General features: G+C 63.9%; 13 protein-coding genes. All 13 read right to left on the bottom strand.

Annotated features, from left to right (window positions below; all coding sequences use genetic code 11):
• Positions 1 to 31 precede the first annotated feature (31 nt).
• Positions 32 to 1,735, bottom strand: coding sequence for a class I adenylate-forming enzyme family protein (locus VKI00_RS10845; RefSeq protein WP_324437463.1), 1,704 nt, complete (start codon positions 1,733 to 1,735; stop codon positions 32 to 34).
• 2 nt (positions 1,736 to 1,737) lie between these two features.
• Positions 1,738 to 2,871, bottom strand: a complete 1,134-nt coding sequence (locus VKI00_RS10840) for an FAS1-like dehydratase domain-containing protein (protein ID WP_324437462.1) — start codon at positions 2,869 to 2,871, stop codon at positions 1,738 to 1,740.
• A gap of 74 nt (positions 2,872 to 2,945) precedes the next feature.
• The gene (locus tag VKI00_RS10835) at positions 2,946 to 3,938 is read right to left on the bottom strand and encodes an MDR family oxidoreductase (protein WP_324437461.1); all 993 of its coding nucleotides are present in this window, start codon (positions 3,936 to 3,938) and stop codon (positions 2,946 to 2,948) included.
• 18 nt (positions 3,939 to 3,956) lie between these two features.
• Entirely contained in the window at positions 3,957 to 4,559 is a 603-nt protein-coding gene (locus tag VKI00_RS10830) for a nuclear transport factor 2 family protein (RefSeq protein WP_324437460.1), read from the bottom strand.
• Complete coding sequence (locus VKI00_RS10825) at positions 4,549 to 5,430, bottom strand: SDR family NAD(P)-dependent oxidoreductase (protein ID WP_324437459.1); 882 nt, start codon at positions 5,428 to 5,430, stop codon at positions 4,549 to 4,551. The genes VKI00_RS10830 and VKI00_RS10825 overlap by 11 nt, the downstream gene beginning before the upstream one ends.
• Positions 5,431 to 5,436: 6 nt before the next feature.
• The gene (locus VKI00_RS10820; RefSeq protein WP_324437458.1) at positions 5,437 to 6,873 is read right to left on the bottom strand and encodes an aldehyde dehydrogenase family protein; all 1,437 of its coding nucleotides are present in this window, start codon (positions 6,871 to 6,873) and stop codon (positions 5,437 to 5,439) included.
• Positions 6,874 to 6,889: 16 nt separating this feature from the next.
• The gene (locus tag VKI00_RS10815; RefSeq protein WP_324437457.1) at positions 6,890 to 8,596 is read right to left on the bottom strand and encodes a thiamine pyrophosphate-binding protein; all 1,707 of its coding nucleotides are present in this window, start codon (positions 8,594 to 8,596) and stop codon (positions 6,890 to 6,892) included.
• A gap of 13 nt (positions 8,597 to 8,609) precedes the next feature.
• On the bottom strand, positions 8,610 to 9,818 hold the full coding sequence (locus VKI00_RS10810; RefSeq protein ID WP_324437456.1) for a CoA transferase: 1,209 nt from the start codon (positions 9,816 to 9,818) through the stop codon (positions 8,610 to 8,612).
• Complete coding sequence (locus VKI00_RS10805) at positions 9,811 to 10,761, bottom strand: SDR family NAD(P)-dependent oxidoreductase (RefSeq protein ID WP_324437455.1); 951 nt, start codon at positions 10,759 to 10,761, stop codon at positions 9,811 to 9,813. The genes VKI00_RS10810 and VKI00_RS10805 overlap by 8 nt, the downstream gene beginning before the upstream one ends.
• Positions 10,758 to 11,585: a TauD/TfdA family dioxygenase gene (locus VKI00_RS10800; protein WP_324437454.1), complete on the bottom strand. Its 828-nt coding sequence runs from the start codon at positions 11,583 to 11,585 to the stop codon at positions 10,758 to 10,760. Before VKI00_RS10800 ends, VKI00_RS10805 begins: the two co-directional genes overlap by 4 nt.
• Positions 11,582 to 13,435 (bottom strand): NAD(P)/FAD-dependent oxidoreductase, encoded by a 1,854-nt coding sequence (locus VKI00_RS10795; RefSeq protein WP_324437453.1) that lies wholly within the window; start codon positions 13,433 to 13,435, stop codon positions 11,582 to 11,584. The genes VKI00_RS10800 and VKI00_RS10795 overlap by 4 nt, the downstream gene beginning before the upstream one ends.
• Positions 13,432 to 14,832: an aromatic ring-hydroxylating dioxygenase subunit alpha gene (locus VKI00_RS10790; protein ID WP_324437452.1), complete on the bottom strand. Its 1,401-nt coding sequence runs from the start codon at positions 14,830 to 14,832 to the stop codon at positions 13,432 to 13,434. The genes VKI00_RS10795 and VKI00_RS10790 overlap by 4 nt, the downstream gene beginning before the upstream one ends.
• Entirely contained in the window at positions 14,832 to 15,680 is an 849-nt protein-coding gene (locus VKI00_RS10785) for an SDR family oxidoreductase (protein ID WP_324437451.1), read from the bottom strand. Before VKI00_RS10785 ends, VKI00_RS10790 begins: the two co-directional genes overlap by 1 nt.
• Positions 15,681 to 15,803: the final 123 nt, after the last annotated feature.

Genomic DNA, 15,803 nt, shown 5'->3' with positions numbered 1-15,803 from the left:
TGCAACCTCCTTGATGGTGGGCCGGCCCGGCTCAGTTGCCGGCCAGCCGCTTGGCCGCTAGTTCCCGAAGCTCGCCGGCCTTGATTTTGGCAGTGCCCGTCAGCGCCACTTGGTCCTCGCCAAAAAACAGCAAATGGCGCGGCACCTTGTAGCTCGCCAATCGCTGCCGCAGGAACGCGAGGAGCTGCTCGGCGTCAAGGATCACGTCATTGTGCGGCACGACGCAGGACACCACGACCTCTCCGAGCGTTTGGTGCGGAACGCCGACGGTCTGTGCCACCTTTACGCCGGAATGGGCGATGAGGGCCTCATCAACCTCGCGTGGCGAGACATTGGCACCGCCGGTCTTGATGATGTCGGTGAGCCTGCCTTGCCAGTAGAGTCGGCCGGCGTCATCGAGATAGCCACCGTCGCCGGTAGGGAAGAACCCCTCGCCGTCGAGAGTCTCGTCAAGTGGAGTGCCGATATAGCCGAGCATGAGCGTGGGCCCCTTGACGCTGATTTCGCCCGCCTCGCCGCGCCGGACGATGTCCCCAGTCAGCGGATCGGTGATCTTGAGTGTCACACCGGGCAGCGCCACCCCGAAGCTGTCCGCATGGACTTCGGGCGGAGTGTTGGCCGGGTAACCGGTTGTGATCGTGAATGTTTCCGTGTTGCCGTAGGCATGGCCGGGTTCGTGCCACTCGCCCGAAACCGTGGGATGGTGTGCGATCGGGGTCTTGAAATCCGCGAATCTCACGCTGCTCAAGTCCGCTTGGCCCCAGTTAGGTGCGCCTTCCAACTGGGCCCACTGGTGGGGCCACGCGAACGGAAAGTTCACCCTTTCGGCTTGGATGAGCTCAAGCGCCTCTGCGGCGTCGAACGTCGATTGCAAGACGAGGGATCCGCCGCTGGCCAAGGTAGATCCGAGCACCATCGTGAAATTGCCGGACCAGAAAAAGCCGTTGGCGGTCCAGCCGCGAACGTGGTCGTTAGGGCTGAACCCGTACATCCGCCGGAAGCGCCACAACTGGATGCCCACCGCGCGATTCGCGCTGAGGACGCCCTTCGGCTTGCTGGTGGAGCCAGACGAGAAGAACAACGCCGCGGCATCGCTGGGAAGCACCGCGGCGGCGGTCGCCTCGACCACTGCGCGGGGCTCCGAGTGGCCGTGCGCCAGAAACTCGTCCCAGGCTTCGATGCCCGGCAGCGGTTCGCCCAGTAGTGCGAGCCGGCGCAGAAAGGGGTATTTCGCCGATTCCAGTGTGCCCGGCCGCGACGTGCCGATCGCCGGTTCCAGCTCACCCAGGATGGCCGCGAAGTCCTTTGTCAGCACTGAGCGCTCGAACAATAGCACCGAAACGGCGGAGGCCCGGATCAGGTAATCCAATTCGGGCAGTGTGGAAAACGTACTGAGGGTTACGGCCACCCCGCCGGCCAGCGCCGTGCCGAACACCGCGGCAAGCCATTCCGGCCGGTTCGTCATCAAAACGCCGACGCGGGCGTCCTTGCCCACGCCACACGCCCGCAGCGCACCCGCCACCTCGATCGCACTTTCCCAGAGCTGCGCATACGTCCAGCGCGTGGCGCCGTCGGCGGTGCGCCATACCAGAGCTTCGCGCTCGCCGTACATCTGCGTCACGTCGCGCAGGAAGCCCGGCAGCGTGAGCGACCCCAGCCCAGGCTCATCCGCAAGGGGCGGCCCGGATATGATCGAAAGCCCTTGTGCGGCTTGCGAACCCGTCTCCTCGCCCATGACTACAACGGCAGTTCGACCTCGGCCGTACAGCCCACCAGCATTTCTCCGTTCTGGTTGGTCAGGCGCAGCTTCACCTGCACGAGCGGCACACCCCAGGTCGATTCCGCTTGCTTTTCCACGATTTCGGCATCGAAATGGGTCACGTCACCCTCGAACGCGGGCGTACGGAAGTCGGCCTTGGAATGGCGCACCATCCCATCGTGGCCGGCCCAATATGCGAGATAGTCAGTGCACCACGCGCCCATCGTTGCGCCATACCCATAGGCGCGCGCCATGCCGACTTCGCTGGCCCGTTCGGCATCGATATGCCCGCGCGATGGGCCGACATAGAGCCCGTCGCGCTTGCGCGGATCGATCTTCGCGTCTTCTTCGTCGAAAGCGAAGTCCTTGCCCCAGCCCGGATCCTGATAGACCCACGGATCCTTAATGCCCGGCGGCGCCACCCACTCGAAGGTGCCCCAGATGTTGAACAGGAACGCCCGGTATTCGGTGGTGAAACTGGCGATGCTGTGCGGGCCGATCACCCGACGAGGCAATGTATCGCCAACCTTTACCTCATCGAAGCGCGGCGAGACGCCCATGCGGTTGGACTCGAGCCACTCACGCCGCAGCCTCTCGACTTCCTCGAGCTCGGTTTGCGTCCACCGTTTGATCTCGCCAAGCTGATTTTCAAACATCCCGCGCTTGGTCGCTTCATCGTAGAGATAGCGGATCGCGGTGGAACGTTCGCGCGCCACCAGGGTGCCGTGCTGGTTGGTGTGGACGGTGTCACCGCGGGAGAACATCGTCGGGCCGGCGAACTTCGTCTCTGTCACCTTGTAGTCGTGGAACCGGCGCTCCTGGAACAGCTTGTCCCCGGGCCGTACCGGACAGCCGTAGAACCACCATTCCTCGCCACCGAAGATCAAGTGGCTGTTCGGAATATGGCCCACGCACGCCGGCGCTGCGCCGTGCCCGTAGTCGAGGGCCACCGCGATGGACTGCGGTGCGACTATGCCGCCGTACTTCGAGTCGCGGGCGAACTGCTCGTCCCAGTGCAGCGGATTGGGGTAATCCATCGCCATCACCCAGCGCCGGATGTCGGATGAGCTACACGGGTCCCACAACTGGCCGCCGCCGATCGGCTTGCCCACCCGGTGATCGACGTCGGATAAATCGAGTTGGGCGGTTGGTGATTGAGTCGTCTTCTTGGTCATCAGCGCTCCCGTCAGCGGTTGACGTCGATTACGATGCGGCCACGTACCCGGCCGTCCATCAGTTCCCCCGCCGAAGCGATCGCCTCACCCAGTCCGATCTCCTGAGCGATCGAATCGAGAGCGCCGGCATCCAGATCGCGCGACAGTCTTTCCCAGGCCGCCAAACGTCGCTGCTTGGGCACCATCACGCTGTCGATACCAAGCAGCGAAACGCCACGCAGAATAAACGGCGCAACCGTCGCCGGAAAGTCCATGCCGCCAGCCAGGCCGCAGGTGGCCACAGCGCCGCCATACCGGGTCTGCGCGCAGGCGTTGACCAGCGTATGGCTACCGACAGCGTCGACGACACCCGCCCACCGCTCCTTCTGCAGCGGCTTGCCGGCCTCGCTGAATTCGGCGCGGTCCAACACCGTCACGGCACCGAGCTGCTGCAGGAACTGCTCTTCCGACGACTTTCCGGTCGCGGCAACCACTTTGAACCCGGCTGCGGACAACAACGCGATCGCGACGGTGCCCACACCGCCGGTCGCGCCGGTCACCAGGATCTCGCCCTGATCCGCAGACACCCCGTGCTGCAGCAGTGCATCCACGCAAAGGCTGGCGGTGTAGCCTGCGGTGCCGATCGCCATCGCCTGGTGGGCGGTGAAAGCGGAGGGCAGGGCTATCAGCCAATCGCCGTTGAGGCGGGCACGCTGCGCGAGGCCGCCCCAATGCGTCTCGCCGACGCCCCAACCGTTGAGCACCACACGGTCGCCCTTGCCCCAGTCGGCGTGGCTACTCTCGGTCACCACGCCAGCGAGATCGATACCCGGAACCATCGGAAATTTGCGCACCACAGGCGATTTACCCGTAATGGCTAGGCCGTCCTTGTAGTTCAGCGTGGAGTACTCGACGTCGATGCTGACCGTGTCATCCGAGCCGTCCGGCAGCTGCGCCTCGTCCAGCTCGGTGACCCCAACCGTCTGTCCCGCCTCACCCTTCTCGATCAAAACTGCTGAAAACATCGATGAAATCATCTCCTTCTAACGTGATAACCGACCTAATCGACCGTCTTCTCGGCCGTGTGGCCCGAGATCGCCTTTGTCACCAGCGGATTGCCGCCTCGCCCGCCGATTGAGGAGCGGCCGCTGATACGACGGATCCCCCTTGCTGCGCGACGGCGCGCCGTTGCCGTGGATGTCGGGCACATCCGCGAATGGGATTGGCAGGGTGGGGACCATGCCTGACCATTCGATGATGTTGGTACGCAACGCGATCCGCCAGGCTCCATCACCCCGGTCCAGCCGATCGATATAGCGGCCTCCGGCCATCCAGTTCGTCTCGTCGCGGTTACGCCCGACGAACAAGTAATACGTCTCGCTGTGCGCGGTGTCGCCGTCGATCTCACAGGTGTTGTTGAGCAGATTGTGGTGCGTGGCCACCTGGCCCTGCTCATGCATAGCCGAAGCCCAGTCGTAGAGATCGGCGGGGCCGCCAACGAAGTCGCCCGCAGCGATCACCGCGTTCGGATGAAAGGCGGACAGCAGAAGTTCCCGGTCGAAGCGGTCCATGCCGCGACTGAACCGCGTCAGGCAGTCCAGGATGTCCTGCCGGTCGAGTAGCCACCCAAGACGTTCAGCGTCCATGGGCGGCTTCCGCGATCGGTCCCCAGATCGGCGAGCCGCGCTCGGCCCGCAGCGACGGGATCACCCGCCCATCGATGTCGGTGATCCCGTAGTCCTGCGCAACCTCGGCGGTGATGAATGTGCCTCCCGACCGCGTCATCACGTCGGGGTCACCAGCCAGTGCTGCGATCACCCGGCCCGGAAATTCGGGCGAGCAGCCAAAGGCCGGCTTGGTGACCGTCAGCTCCTGCATGGCTGGGTTGCGCGCCAAGTTGCGTTGCGCCCGTTCGGTGGAGGTCAATCCCTGCCACAACGACAGCGACGCGACGTGGTGTGGCTGCAACTCGATGGCCATATCGCGCGCCATTCGGTCGACCGCGGTCTTGCACATCCCGAACACAACGCCATAGGTGTAGGTCACCCCGACGTAGCCAGAGACCGCAACGATCAGCCCCGACCGCTGGCCGACCATGATCTTCGCCGCATGCCATGCCGCGACAAAGTTCGATCGCACACCGACGTCGACCATCTCCCAGTCCGACAGCGGCTTTTCCCAGAACGGCCTGGGCTCTGTCAGATCCTCGGGAATGGCGAAGGCGTTGTTGACCAGGATGTCGAGCATGCCCTGCTCACGATGAATCCGGTCGAACAGCGCAGCGACCTGATCATCATCACGGTGGTCAACCACCACCGCGACGCCCTTGCCGCCACGGCGGCAGACTTCCTCGGCGGTCTCCCGCACTGTGCCGGGCAGCGATTGCATGCCCGGGTCGACCGTGCGTCCCGAGACGTACACTGTCGCCCCTTCGGCTCCCAGCGCCAGCGCGATCCCCTTGCCGATCCCGCGGCTGGCGCCGGTCACCAGCGCGACTTTCCCTGTCAGGGGACCCATTGCCCGCTATCCGGCGGCTTTGTCGGGCGCGTAGCCCAAAGTGCTTTTGACCTCTAAATACTCGTTGAACCCGAACTCGCTCCACTCCCGACCGTTGCCGCTGTGCTTGTAGCCACCGAACGCCGCGTTCATGTCAAAGGCGTGATTGATCGTCACCCACCCGGCCCGGATCTTGCGGGCCACCTCTCGCGCCTTGTCGTGGTCGGCCCCCGACACATAGCCGGCCAAGCCGTACTCGGTGTCGTTGGCGATCTCCACGGCTTGATCGATGTCGTCATAGCCGAGGACGCACAGCACCGGCCCGAAGATCTCCTCGCGCGCAATCGTCATGTCGTTGGTGACGTTTGCGAAGACGGTCGGCTTGACGTAGTAACCCTTGTCCAACCCCGCCGGTCGACCCGGGCCGCCGGCCACGACGGTCGCGCCCTCGTCGATGCCTTTCCGGATCAGGCCCTGGACCTTGTCGAACTGTGCCCGCGACGCCACCGGCCCGATGGCGGTTTTATCGCTGGGGTTGCCCACCTTCACCTGCTCGGCGGTTTCCCGCGCGACGGTGATCGCCTCGGCCATGCGCGAATTCGGGACCAGCATGCGCGACGGCGCGTTACAGCTCTGCCCGGAATTGGGCATCATGTTGACCACGCCGGCGCGGACACTGTCGGCGAAGCTGGCGTCGTCGAGGACAATGTTGGGGCTCTTGCCGCCGAGTTCCTGAGTCACCCGCTTCACTGTCGGAGCGGCATTCGTGGCCACCTGGACACCGGCGCGGGTGGATCCGGTGAACGACACCATGTCGACGTCGGGGTGGCTCGCCAGCGCGACGCCGACGCCGGGGCCATCGCCGTTGACCAGGTTGTAGACACCGGCCGGCACGCCCGCGGCATCGAGGATCTCGGTGAAGATGTAGGCCGAGAACGGCGCCACCTCAGATGGTTTGAGGACCATCGTGCACCCGGTCGCCAACGCCGGGTACACCTTGACCGCGATCTGGTTGAGCGGCCAGTTCCATGGCGTGATCAGCCCGCACACGCCGATGGGCTCCTTGGCGATCAGCGTTGCCCCGTGCTGCTCTTCGAATGGGAAGTTCTTCAGCACGTCGATCGCCGTCACCAGGTGACCGATCCCGAGTTGGACCTGCGGGCCGGCGGCCAGCGACGGCGGCGCACCGATTTCCTCGGTGACCGCGTCGGCGAGGTCGCCCGCACGCTTCTGGTATTCGGCGAGGATGGCCTCCAGCAGATCGAGGCGCTGTTGACGACTGGTTTGTGACCAGCCGGTGAAAGCCCGTCGGGCGGCCTTGACCGCTACGTCGACGTCGGCGGCCGAACCGAGCGAGATCTGCCCGGACACCTGCTCAGTCGCCGGGTTTTCGACGTCAAAACTATTGGGCCGCAACGGGTCAACCCAGGATCCGTCGATGTAGAACTTCAAGTATTCGCGCATGACAACCTTCCTTCTTTTACTGGGTGCCTTCGGCGTACCAAGTGCGGAATTCACCATAGTTCGGCATCTCCTCGGAGTTCGCCTTCGGGTCGATGCAGACGTGCACGACGGCGGTCTTGCCGCTGGCATACGCTCGCTCGATCGCCGGGCCGATCTCCTCTTCCTTTTCCACGTATTCGCCGTAACAGCCGAAGCCCTCGGCGATCTTGTCGAAGCGCACGTCCTTGCTCCAGTGCACGCCGGGCTGCGGTGACGGCTGAGCAAACGTGCGCTTGTAGACGCCGACTTCAAGACCCCATTGGTGGTCGACACCCACAACGCACACCAGCGGCAGCTTTAGACGCGCGGCGGTCTCCAGCTCGGCGATATGGAACATGAACGAGGAGTCGCTGGTCAGCAGCATGACCGGGCGCTTGCCGCCGTCGGCGACCGAAGCGCCGACGGCGTAGGGCAAGCCCGTGCCCAGGTGTCCGAAGTTCTGGTTCCAGATGACGTCGTGCGGCTTGGCCAGCGAATAGGTCCACTGAAAGATGACCGTCGCGCCGCCGTCACGGACCATGATGCCTTCGGCCGGAAAGGCTTTGGTCGCCTCGACGACGAAGCGAGCAGGGTGGACCGGGGTGCGGCCGCTGGGCGCGGTCTCGGCCAATTCGGCAAGCTGGTCGGCATCCTGCTTGATCCAGCGGCCAAGATCGGCCGACGGCGAACGGGGGGTGTCCTTCAGCGCTTCGACCAGCTGAGGCACCACGCCGCGCAAGTCTCCCACCAGCGGCACGTCCACCGGCCTGTTCACCCCGATCGCCGTCGGATCCTGCTCGGCATAGATCCACTTGCGAGCGGCGTTGTTCTGTTCCCAGTGGCGTGTTCTGCCGTAATGAACCGGTTCGCCGAGCTCGGTCCCGAGCGCTATGCACAAGTCCGACGCGACCACGGCCTCGACTGCGGCGGACGAGAATCCGTAGGGAAAGGTGCGGTCCTCCAGACCGGAGATGAACGAGGTGCCACCCGATGTCTGGATCACCGGGCAGGCCATCAGCTCGGCCAGTTCCCTGACCGCATCTCCGGTGCGCGACGTGTGAACGCCGTGACCGACCAGCAGGATGGGATTCTCGGCCTCGCGCACCAGCCTGGCCGCCTCGGCGATCTCCCGCGCGCCAGCCCCGTGGTTGACAAGCCGATACGCGCTGGGAGGCAGCGGGTCTGGGACATCCAACTCTTCCAGAATTACGTGAGACGGGAACTCGACGTAAGCCGGGCCGGGCGTCGTCGACATCGCGCGCCGAATCGCCTCTCGAATGATTTCATCGGTTTGGTCGGCGTATTCGATCGACGCGCTGTACTTCACCGTCGGCGCGAAAAGCGCTTCCTGGCGGACGAACTGGATGCGTCCACGCCGTACTCGCCGCTCGGTGATGCGTGCCCGCTGGCCGCCGAGGAAGATGACCGGCGAGTTCTCGACCTTGGCGCACATCATCGCCCCGGCGATATTGGCCACGCCGGGACCCAGCGTGCCGATGCACAAGCCCGGCTTGCCCGTCATCCGCGAGACGGCCTCGGCCATGAAACCCGCACTCTCCTCGTGATGAGGCGAGATCACCGCCCAGCCACGCGATTCCGCCTCTAGGAACAGGTGCACGAAGTTCGGGTCGGGGATACCGAACAACGTATTCACACCCTCCGCCTCGAACAGGTCGAGCATGCGTTTGTAAACGGGCACAGCCATGGTGGAAAACTCCTTAGGGATAGATACCGTCGAGCGAGTCGTTTTCGGCCCGAGACATGGGTGTCACGTCGACCGCCAGATCTAGCTCGTCGAGGATCTCGGCGGTGTCGGCGCCCAGCTCTGGCGCCGGTCCCGCAACGCGACCCGGTGTTCGTGAGAACCAGGCGGGTACGCCCGGGAAGCGCACCGGTCCGTGCGGGGTGTCGACGGTCTCGAACATGCCGACGGCGTTGAGATGCGGATCGTCGAACAAGTCGCCGGGCGTATTGAGTGGCGCGGCCGGTATCTCGAGTTCGCCGAACAGCGCCAGCCATTCCTGCGTCGTCCGCTGTTTCAGCGTCTCGGCCACTAGTCCATACACCGTGTCAATCTGGCGGGCACGTTGTTCCAGCGTCGAATACAGCTCACTGGCCCACGGCGGCCGCACCGCGTTGATGAACGCATTCCAGTGCTTGTCGTTGTAAATCAATGCGGCGACGTGGCCATCGCTGGTGCGATACGGGCGACGGTTGGGCGCCACGGTACGCGGATACACCGCCGGCCCCAAGGGAGGATCGAACAGGGCGCCGTTGGCGTGTTCGACAAGCATGAACGTGGCCATGGTTTCGAACATGGCGACCTCGACTTCCTGCCCCTCCCCGGTGCGCTCGCGGTGAAACAACGCCATGGTCGTCGCATACAGCGCGGTCAGCCCGGCGACCTTGTCGGCCATGATGGTTCCGACGTAGTCGGCCTCGCCGGTCAGTTGCTCTTGTACCGCCGGCAGACCGCATTCGGCCTGGATCGTGTCGTCATAGGCGGGCCGGTCGCGGTCGGGTCCGCGGCGCCCGTACCCGTAGCAATTGGTGTAGACGATCGCCGGGTTGATCGCGGCGACGTCTTGGTAGCAGAAGCCGAGCTTGGCGATCGCTTTGGCGCGCATCGAGTGGATGAACACATCCGCGGTCTCAAGCAGCGCGCGCAGCGCCCGTGTACCGGCGTCGGTTTGCAGGTCCAACACGATGCTGCGCTTGCCGCGGTTGACGTTGACGAACACTCCACTCATGCCCGGCGCCGGACCTACCGAGATGTAGCGGGTGTTATCGCCCTGTGGCGGTTCGACTTTGATCACGTCAGCACCCATGTCGGCCATGATTTGCGTGCAGTAAGGTCCCATCACCATGGCGGTGAGGTCGATTACCCGCACATCGGCCAGCGGTCCCGTCCGCGTTGGGCTAGCCATGGAGTGCGCCTCGATCGCTCGACCGGTGCGCCAGTTCGAAGCTGTAGCGGATGTGCTGGTCATGGCCGTCGGGTACGACCGGAAAAACGAGCGGCGCCTCTACCTTTCGAATCGCCTCCAGATACTCGCCGACATCCTCAACCGTCCACGACGGCCGGCACACGCCCGGGGCCTCGGCGACGACCACCCGCGCCACCCGGCCCGCCAGCGCGATGAACATCTCCCCGGTCACCGAACAGGATTCGTGTGCGAGCCAACCCACCACGGGCGCAACCAGATCCGGGCCCATCGGCGGGTAGGCCGAGGTGTCGATTCCCGCGGCCATTCGTGTCACCGCGGCCGGAACGATCACGTTGCATGTCACGCCCTCGTCGGCACCTTCGATAGCCGCGACGTTGGACAGCCCGATCACGCCGGCCTTGGCCGCTGCGTAGTTGGCTACGTCGCGGTTTCCGTACAAGCCGCCGATCGACGACGTCAGCACAATGCGCCCGTAGCCAGCCTGGCACATCACCGGAAATGCGGGTCGCACAACGTTGAAAGCGCCACGAAGGTGCACGTCGAGTACCGCGTCGAAATCCTCGTAGCTCATCTCCTTCAGCGAGCCGCGACGGACGTTGCCCGCGTTATGGATCAGGATGTCGAGGCGACCGTAGTGTTCGAGCGCGGTCCGGACAATCGCATCTCCACCTTCGCGGGTCGTCACCGACTCGGCGCACGCGACGGCTTGTCCTCCGGCCGCGGCGATCGCGCTGACCACCTGCTCGGCCGGCCCGGCGTCCACGCCCTCGCCGGCGAGGCTGCCGCCGGAGTCGTTGACGACGACCTTCGCTCCGCGCGATGCCAGCAGTTCCGCGTATGCGCGGCCCAACCCGCGACCGGCGCCGGTCACCACGGCGACGCGGTCGTCGAATCTCAGTTGCTGCTCAGCGATTCCGCTCAAGTGAACGGTTCCTCACCGGCGAGTTTGGTCCGGGTCAGCATCCGCCCGGATTCGGGATTGTAGGGCCGCGCGCGATGCATCGTGCCGGTGTTGTCCCACATCACCAGATCGCCGACAGACCACATGTGGCGGTACACGAATTCCGGCCGAGTCGCCCAATCGCGCAGACGCACCAGCGTTTCGGTGCTCGCCATGATGTCCATGCCGAGAATGCGACTGGCGGTACAACCGAGGATGAGCGACTTGCGCCCGGACCGATGTGTCCAGACCAAGGGCAACTCCCGCTCGCCGAGGGCCATCATCTGTCTTAATGTCGTGATGTCGGGCTCGGGGCCGTAGTACAGCAGCGTATTCCACGTTGAATGCATCGCCCGCAGCGACTCGAGCGCCTGCTTGTCCTCGTCGGGCAGAGCTTCGTAGGCGGCATAGGTGTTGCAAAACTCGGTGTCACCCCCGCCGTCTCGGGGAAGCACCTTGCTAGACAATAACGACGCGAAGATGGGCACCTCGTTCATCGTCCCGTCGATATGCCAGTACAGGGATCCTTTCAGGTAATCCGCGTGCTTATTGACGGCGGTATCCAAAGTGACGTTGTAGACCTGCTCTCCGCGTCGTTCGGTCGCCAGCGTGCCCAACGTCTCGGTGAACGCGATGTGTTCCTCGTCGGTGAAGTGGATCTGCGGAAAAACCAACACCCCTCGTCGTTCGAGCAGCTCTCGGAGCATACCCGCGTGCACACCACTGAGCAGATCGCGCTTTTCGGCGCGGATTACGCTGGCGATGCGCGACGTGAGATCGCGGGTTGAGAACGTCGTGACCGTCATGCGCCCAAGACCAGACCTTCCAGGTCGCCCTTGTCGCGCCACTCCCGTATGAGGTCGTCGAACACGTAGAAGCCCGGCATGTAGGGGTCGCCGATGGCCGAGCGGATGCCCTCGCCCCCTCCGCCGCCCTCATTGTTGTAATAACCTGGCGTGCAGGAAATCGCGAATTCCGAGCCGTCTATCGAAGTTTCGCGGATTGTCTTGACCCAGTTGTCTTGAGCTTCCTGGCTCGGCTCGACGGTCGTCGCGCGGCGCGCCACTGCTTCGGAAATAATGTAAGCGATGTGTTCGGCCTGTTGCTCGAGCATCGCGGTGGTGTTCCCCGCCACGCCGCCCTGGATGAAGCCGGTGAAGAACTGATTGGGGAAGCCTCGGCTGGTCATGCCATGGAGCGATTTGTAGCTGTCGCGCCAGTGATCGAAGAGCGACAGGCCGTCACGGCCCTCGATTACATCGACCGCGTACCGACGGCTGATGTCAGTGGTGATCTCGAAACCGCTGGCGAAGATGACGCAGTCGACTTCGTACTCGACGCCGTTGGCGACGATCCCGTTCTCGGTGAGCCGTTCCACGCCTTTGGATTCCGACACATCGACCAAAGTGACGTTCGGGCGATTGAACGTCGGCAGGTATTCGTCGTTGCTGCAGGGCCGCTTGCACATGAATCGGTAGTACGGTTTGAGCGCTTCGGCCGTCTGCGGGTCCTCGACGAGCTCCCCGACGCGGCGCCGCAACCGCTCCATCACCTTGTAATCCTCTTCTTCGCGGATCACCATGATCTGCTCGATGGTCAGTGCTGCCGGATTGTCGGCGGCCGCAATCCGCGCGGTCAGGTTGCGCCCGAGTTCAGTCCAGAAATCGCAGACCATATCTGGCTCGTCGAATACCGCTCCTTCCCCCAACGGTGACCAGCGGTGGAAGTTGCGCTTGCGTTTCTCCTGCCAGCCGGGCTGCAGGGAAGTCGCCCACTGCGGGTCCGTGGGCTCGTTGCCACGCAGGTCCACCGATGAGGGCGTGCGCTGAAAGACGTAGAGGTGCTGGGCATCTCGGCCCAGGTGCGGAACCAGCTGCACACCGGTCGCACCAGTACCGATGAGCGCAACCCGCTTGTCATGCAGCTTGTGCAGTCCGCCGTCGGCGGCGCCACCCGTGTAATCGTAATCCCAGCGAGCGGAATGGAACATATGTCCCTTGAAGTCCTTAATGCCGGGGATGCCGGGCAGCTTCGGCCGGTTGAATGAGCCCTGTGCCATCACCACAAACCGGGCACGAATGTCGTCACCGCGATTAGTGCACAAGCGCCAGCGCTTGATCGTCTCATCCCAGCGCGCCGCACGAACCTGGGTGGAGAAGATCGCGCCGTCGTAGAGTCCGAAATGCTTTGCGATGCGGCGGCAATGCTCGTAGATCTCGGCACCGTCGGCGAACTTCTTTGATGGAAGGTAGTTAAGTTCTTCCAGCATCGGGATGTAGCAGTACGCGTCGTTGTCGCATTGGATTCCTGGAAAGCGGTTCCAATACCAGACCCCGCCGAAGTCCCCGCCCATCTCGATGATGTGCACGTCATCGACGCCCGCCTTCTTGAGGTATGCGCCGGCCAGCAGTCCGGTGATGCCTCCGCCCAGAACCGCCACCTCGATGTTCTCGTCGATCGGCATGCGTGGCGTCGCCGGGGTGTGAGGATCGACCTCGGAGAATTCTGCAAAGTCGTCCTTTAGTTCCACGTACTGTTTCGACCCCTCCGGACGCAGCCGCTTATCACGCTCCTGCCGGTATTTCTCGCGCAGCGCGTCGATGTCGACGTCGTCGGGGGTCTGTGTTGGCCCGCAGTCGTTTTGGTACATCGTCATGCCAGTGGGGACTCCTCGCCTGAAAGCTCCTGGGGTTCGCCGGTACCCATGTACTTCGACAACTGGTGGTGCAGATTGACGGTGCTGCGTTCGCGGTACGGGTTGGGCTTGGTGCCCGGGAAACCAAGGGATTTCATGCCCTGCTGAACTGCGGCCATGTTGGAGAAGTCCTGTGGTAAAACCGACCGCCACCGAGGGTCACCGACCGGTGTGTATTCCCACTCGGTCTCGGGCTCTTGGCCCTTCGGGTACAGCTCGAACACCGACACCTCGAAAAGGCATTTGTCGGGGTTGTAGCTGGGGTGCGGCCGCGCGCCGTAGCACAGTGCGCTGGTCAGGCCTTGCCCGATCTGGAAGTTCGGGAAGATCTGCCATGCGGTGCCGGCCTGTCCGAGAATGTCGGAGGGAATGGTCGGCCAGATCACGCCGCGGGCTTCGTCGTCTCGGCGCGCTGATGCCAGCCAATGCTCGAGAACCTTGTCGGCCGGTGTCCCCTCGGGCAATTCGTCAACCAGCCGCTTGGCGGCGTTCACCAGCGTCTGAGTGGTGGTGGCGTTGGTCTGCTCCATCGTGTACACCTGCATCTCCGCCGTCGACACACGCGGATCGGCGCCGATGCCGAGGCGGATCTTGGACTTGGTGGCCTCCAGATCCTCTGGCGCGTCATAGCCGATGTTGCTGTGTTTGCCCTGCGCCCTGGCCCATCCCTTGAATTCGCCGAACTTGTTGAACTCCGGATGGGTTGTGTAGACGTGGTAGGTCTCGTTGAACGCCTCCAGCGCGACTTTCCAGTTGCAATCGAAGGACAGCCACTTGCGCCATTTGCAGCGCATGTTTTCCAGGCCGAATGGGTCGAGAATCTTCGCAGCGGGGAACAAGTAATCGGCCAGCGGTTCGCTGTCGGGGTCCATGTTGATCCACAACCAACCGCCCCAGGTGTCGGCCTTGACTGGTCGAAGGTGGGTGTTGTCGGGCGTCAGCGCTTCCTGCCAGTCTTGCTGTTCGCGGATGTACGTGCACGCCCCGTCCAGGCCGTAGGTCCAGCCGTGGAAGCCGCAGACGATTGACTTGCGGGCGCGGCCGCAGGCGTTTTTCGCCCCCTCGGGTGTGTCGATCAGCCGGCGGCCGCGGTGCATACAGACGTTGTGGTGGGCCCTGAACTCGGTGTCGCCGGTGCGCACCACGATGATCGAGTCGTCGAGAATGTCGTAGGTCAGGTAACTGCCTACCTCGGGCAGTTCCTCGACACGGCCAACCTGCTGCCAGACTTTTCGCCACAGCTTGTCGCGCTCGGCGCGGGCGTAGCTCTCGCTGATGTACGCCTCGACGCCGATCGTCGTGGGTTTCGAAAGTTCCTCAGCCGCTGCCGAATTCACATCCTTGGCTAGATCGGTCATCACATGCTCCTTATCGCAGCTCGGAAGGAGTCGTCTTTGAGGAACAGCGAGGTGTTGTCGGCGTCCAGATGTGTCCATTTAAGGTCCAGGCCGCCGTCTACCAGAAGCGTTTGCCCGGTGATGTAGCTGGACAGGTCCGACAACAGGAACAGGATGGCGCCGGCGATTTCCTCGGGACGGCCGCGTCGACCCATCGCGATGGCGCGGCGATCGCGCCCGGCGTCCTCATCGACGTAAGTGCGCGAGGCCGGCGTCGCGGTTACCCCGGGGGCCACCGCGTTGACCCGAATTTCGTCGAGGGCCAGTTCGACGGCCATCGTACGGGTCATCGCCGCAACCGCCGCTTTGGCCGTGCCGTAGGCGATGTGGAACGGCGCGGTGTTCATCCCGCTGATCGAGGAGATCGAGACGATCGATCCCCGCCGTTTGCGTGCTTTCAGTTCGGCGGCCATCGCCTGGCTCATGAAGAACGTGGCTTCCAGGTTTTGGGTGAACAGGTCGCGCCAATCGCTGCGGGTCACCCGGGTCGCAGGCATCCAGGTCGACGGCGCGGCACCGCCAGCGACGTTGACCAGCCCATGCAGGTCGCCGTCGGCGCGCACCGCCTGTTCTATCGCGGCCGCCACGCCGTCGTCGGTCGCGACGTCGGCAGCCACTGGAACGATCGACAGTCCTTGCTCGATCAGCGGCGCAATATGGTCGTCGAGATTTTGCTTGCCCCGGCTGACCGCGATCACCGTCGCGCCGGCCTCGGCCACCATGCGCGTTACGGTGGTGCCGATGCCGCCGCCCGCGGCCCCGGCCACCACCACCACGCGATGGTCAAGACTGAGCAGGTTATCGGCCACTATTGCTTTTGTCCGGACAACATAGGCGGATGTGCATAATTGAGAATATGATTCTCTGCAAATGGCTGAGCGTCAAGTGGGGTCATCGGAGCCCTCCCGATCTATTGTCTGGACCAAGCTCTG

It is taken from the genome of Mycobacterium sp., assembly GCF_035314665.1.
Classification (GTDB): domain Bacteria; phylum Actinomycetota; class Actinomycetes; order Mycobacteriales; family Mycobacteriaceae; genus Mycobacterium.
The sequence above is the reverse complement of the archived record's forward strand: the minus strand, read 5'-3'. Positions and strand labels throughout refer to the sequence as shown.

What these genes read in the sequence shown, in the direction of transcription:
- VKI00_RS10795 (WP_324437453.1), bottom strand. Translation starts at nt 13,435, where the DNA reads ATGACGATGTACCAAAACGACTGCGGGCCAACACAGACCCCCGACGAC.
- VKI00_RS10790 (WP_324437452.1), bottom strand. Translation starts at nt 14,832, where the DNA reads ATGACCGATCTAGCCAAGGATGTGAATTCGGCAGCGGCTGAGGAACTT.
- VKI00_RS10815 (WP_324437457.1), bottom strand. Translation starts at nt 8,596, where the DNA reads ATGGCTGTGCCCGTTTACAAACGCATGCTCGACCTGTTCGAGGCGGAG.
- VKI00_RS10810 (WP_324437456.1), bottom strand. Translation starts at nt 9,818, where the DNA reads ATGGCTAGCCCAACGCGGACGGGACCGCTGGCCGATGTGCGGGTAATC.
- VKI00_RS10800 (WP_324437454.1), bottom strand. Translation starts at nt 11,585, where the DNA reads ATGACGGTCACGACGTTCTCAACCCGCGATCTCACGTCGCGCATCGCC.
- VKI00_RS10830 (WP_324437460.1), bottom strand. Translation starts at nt 4,559, where the DNA reads ATGGACGCTGAACGTCTTGGGTGGCTACTCGACCGGCAGGACATCCTG.
- VKI00_RS10845 (WP_324437463.1), bottom strand. Translation starts at nt 1,735, where the DNA reads ATGGGCGAGGAGACGGGTTCGCAAGCCGCACAAGGGCTTTCGATCATA.
- VKI00_RS10835 (WP_324437461.1), bottom strand. Translation starts at nt 3,938, where the DNA reads ATGTTTTCAGCAGTTTTGATCGAGAAGGGTGAGGCGGGACAGACGGTT.
- VKI00_RS10825 (WP_324437459.1), bottom strand. Translation starts at nt 5,430, where the DNA reads ATGGGTCCCCTGACAGGGAAAGTCGCGCTGGTGACCGGCGCCAGCCGC.
- VKI00_RS10820 (WP_324437458.1), bottom strand. Translation starts at nt 6,873, where the DNA reads ATGCGCGAATACTTGAAGTTCTACATCGACGGATCCTGGGTTGACCCG.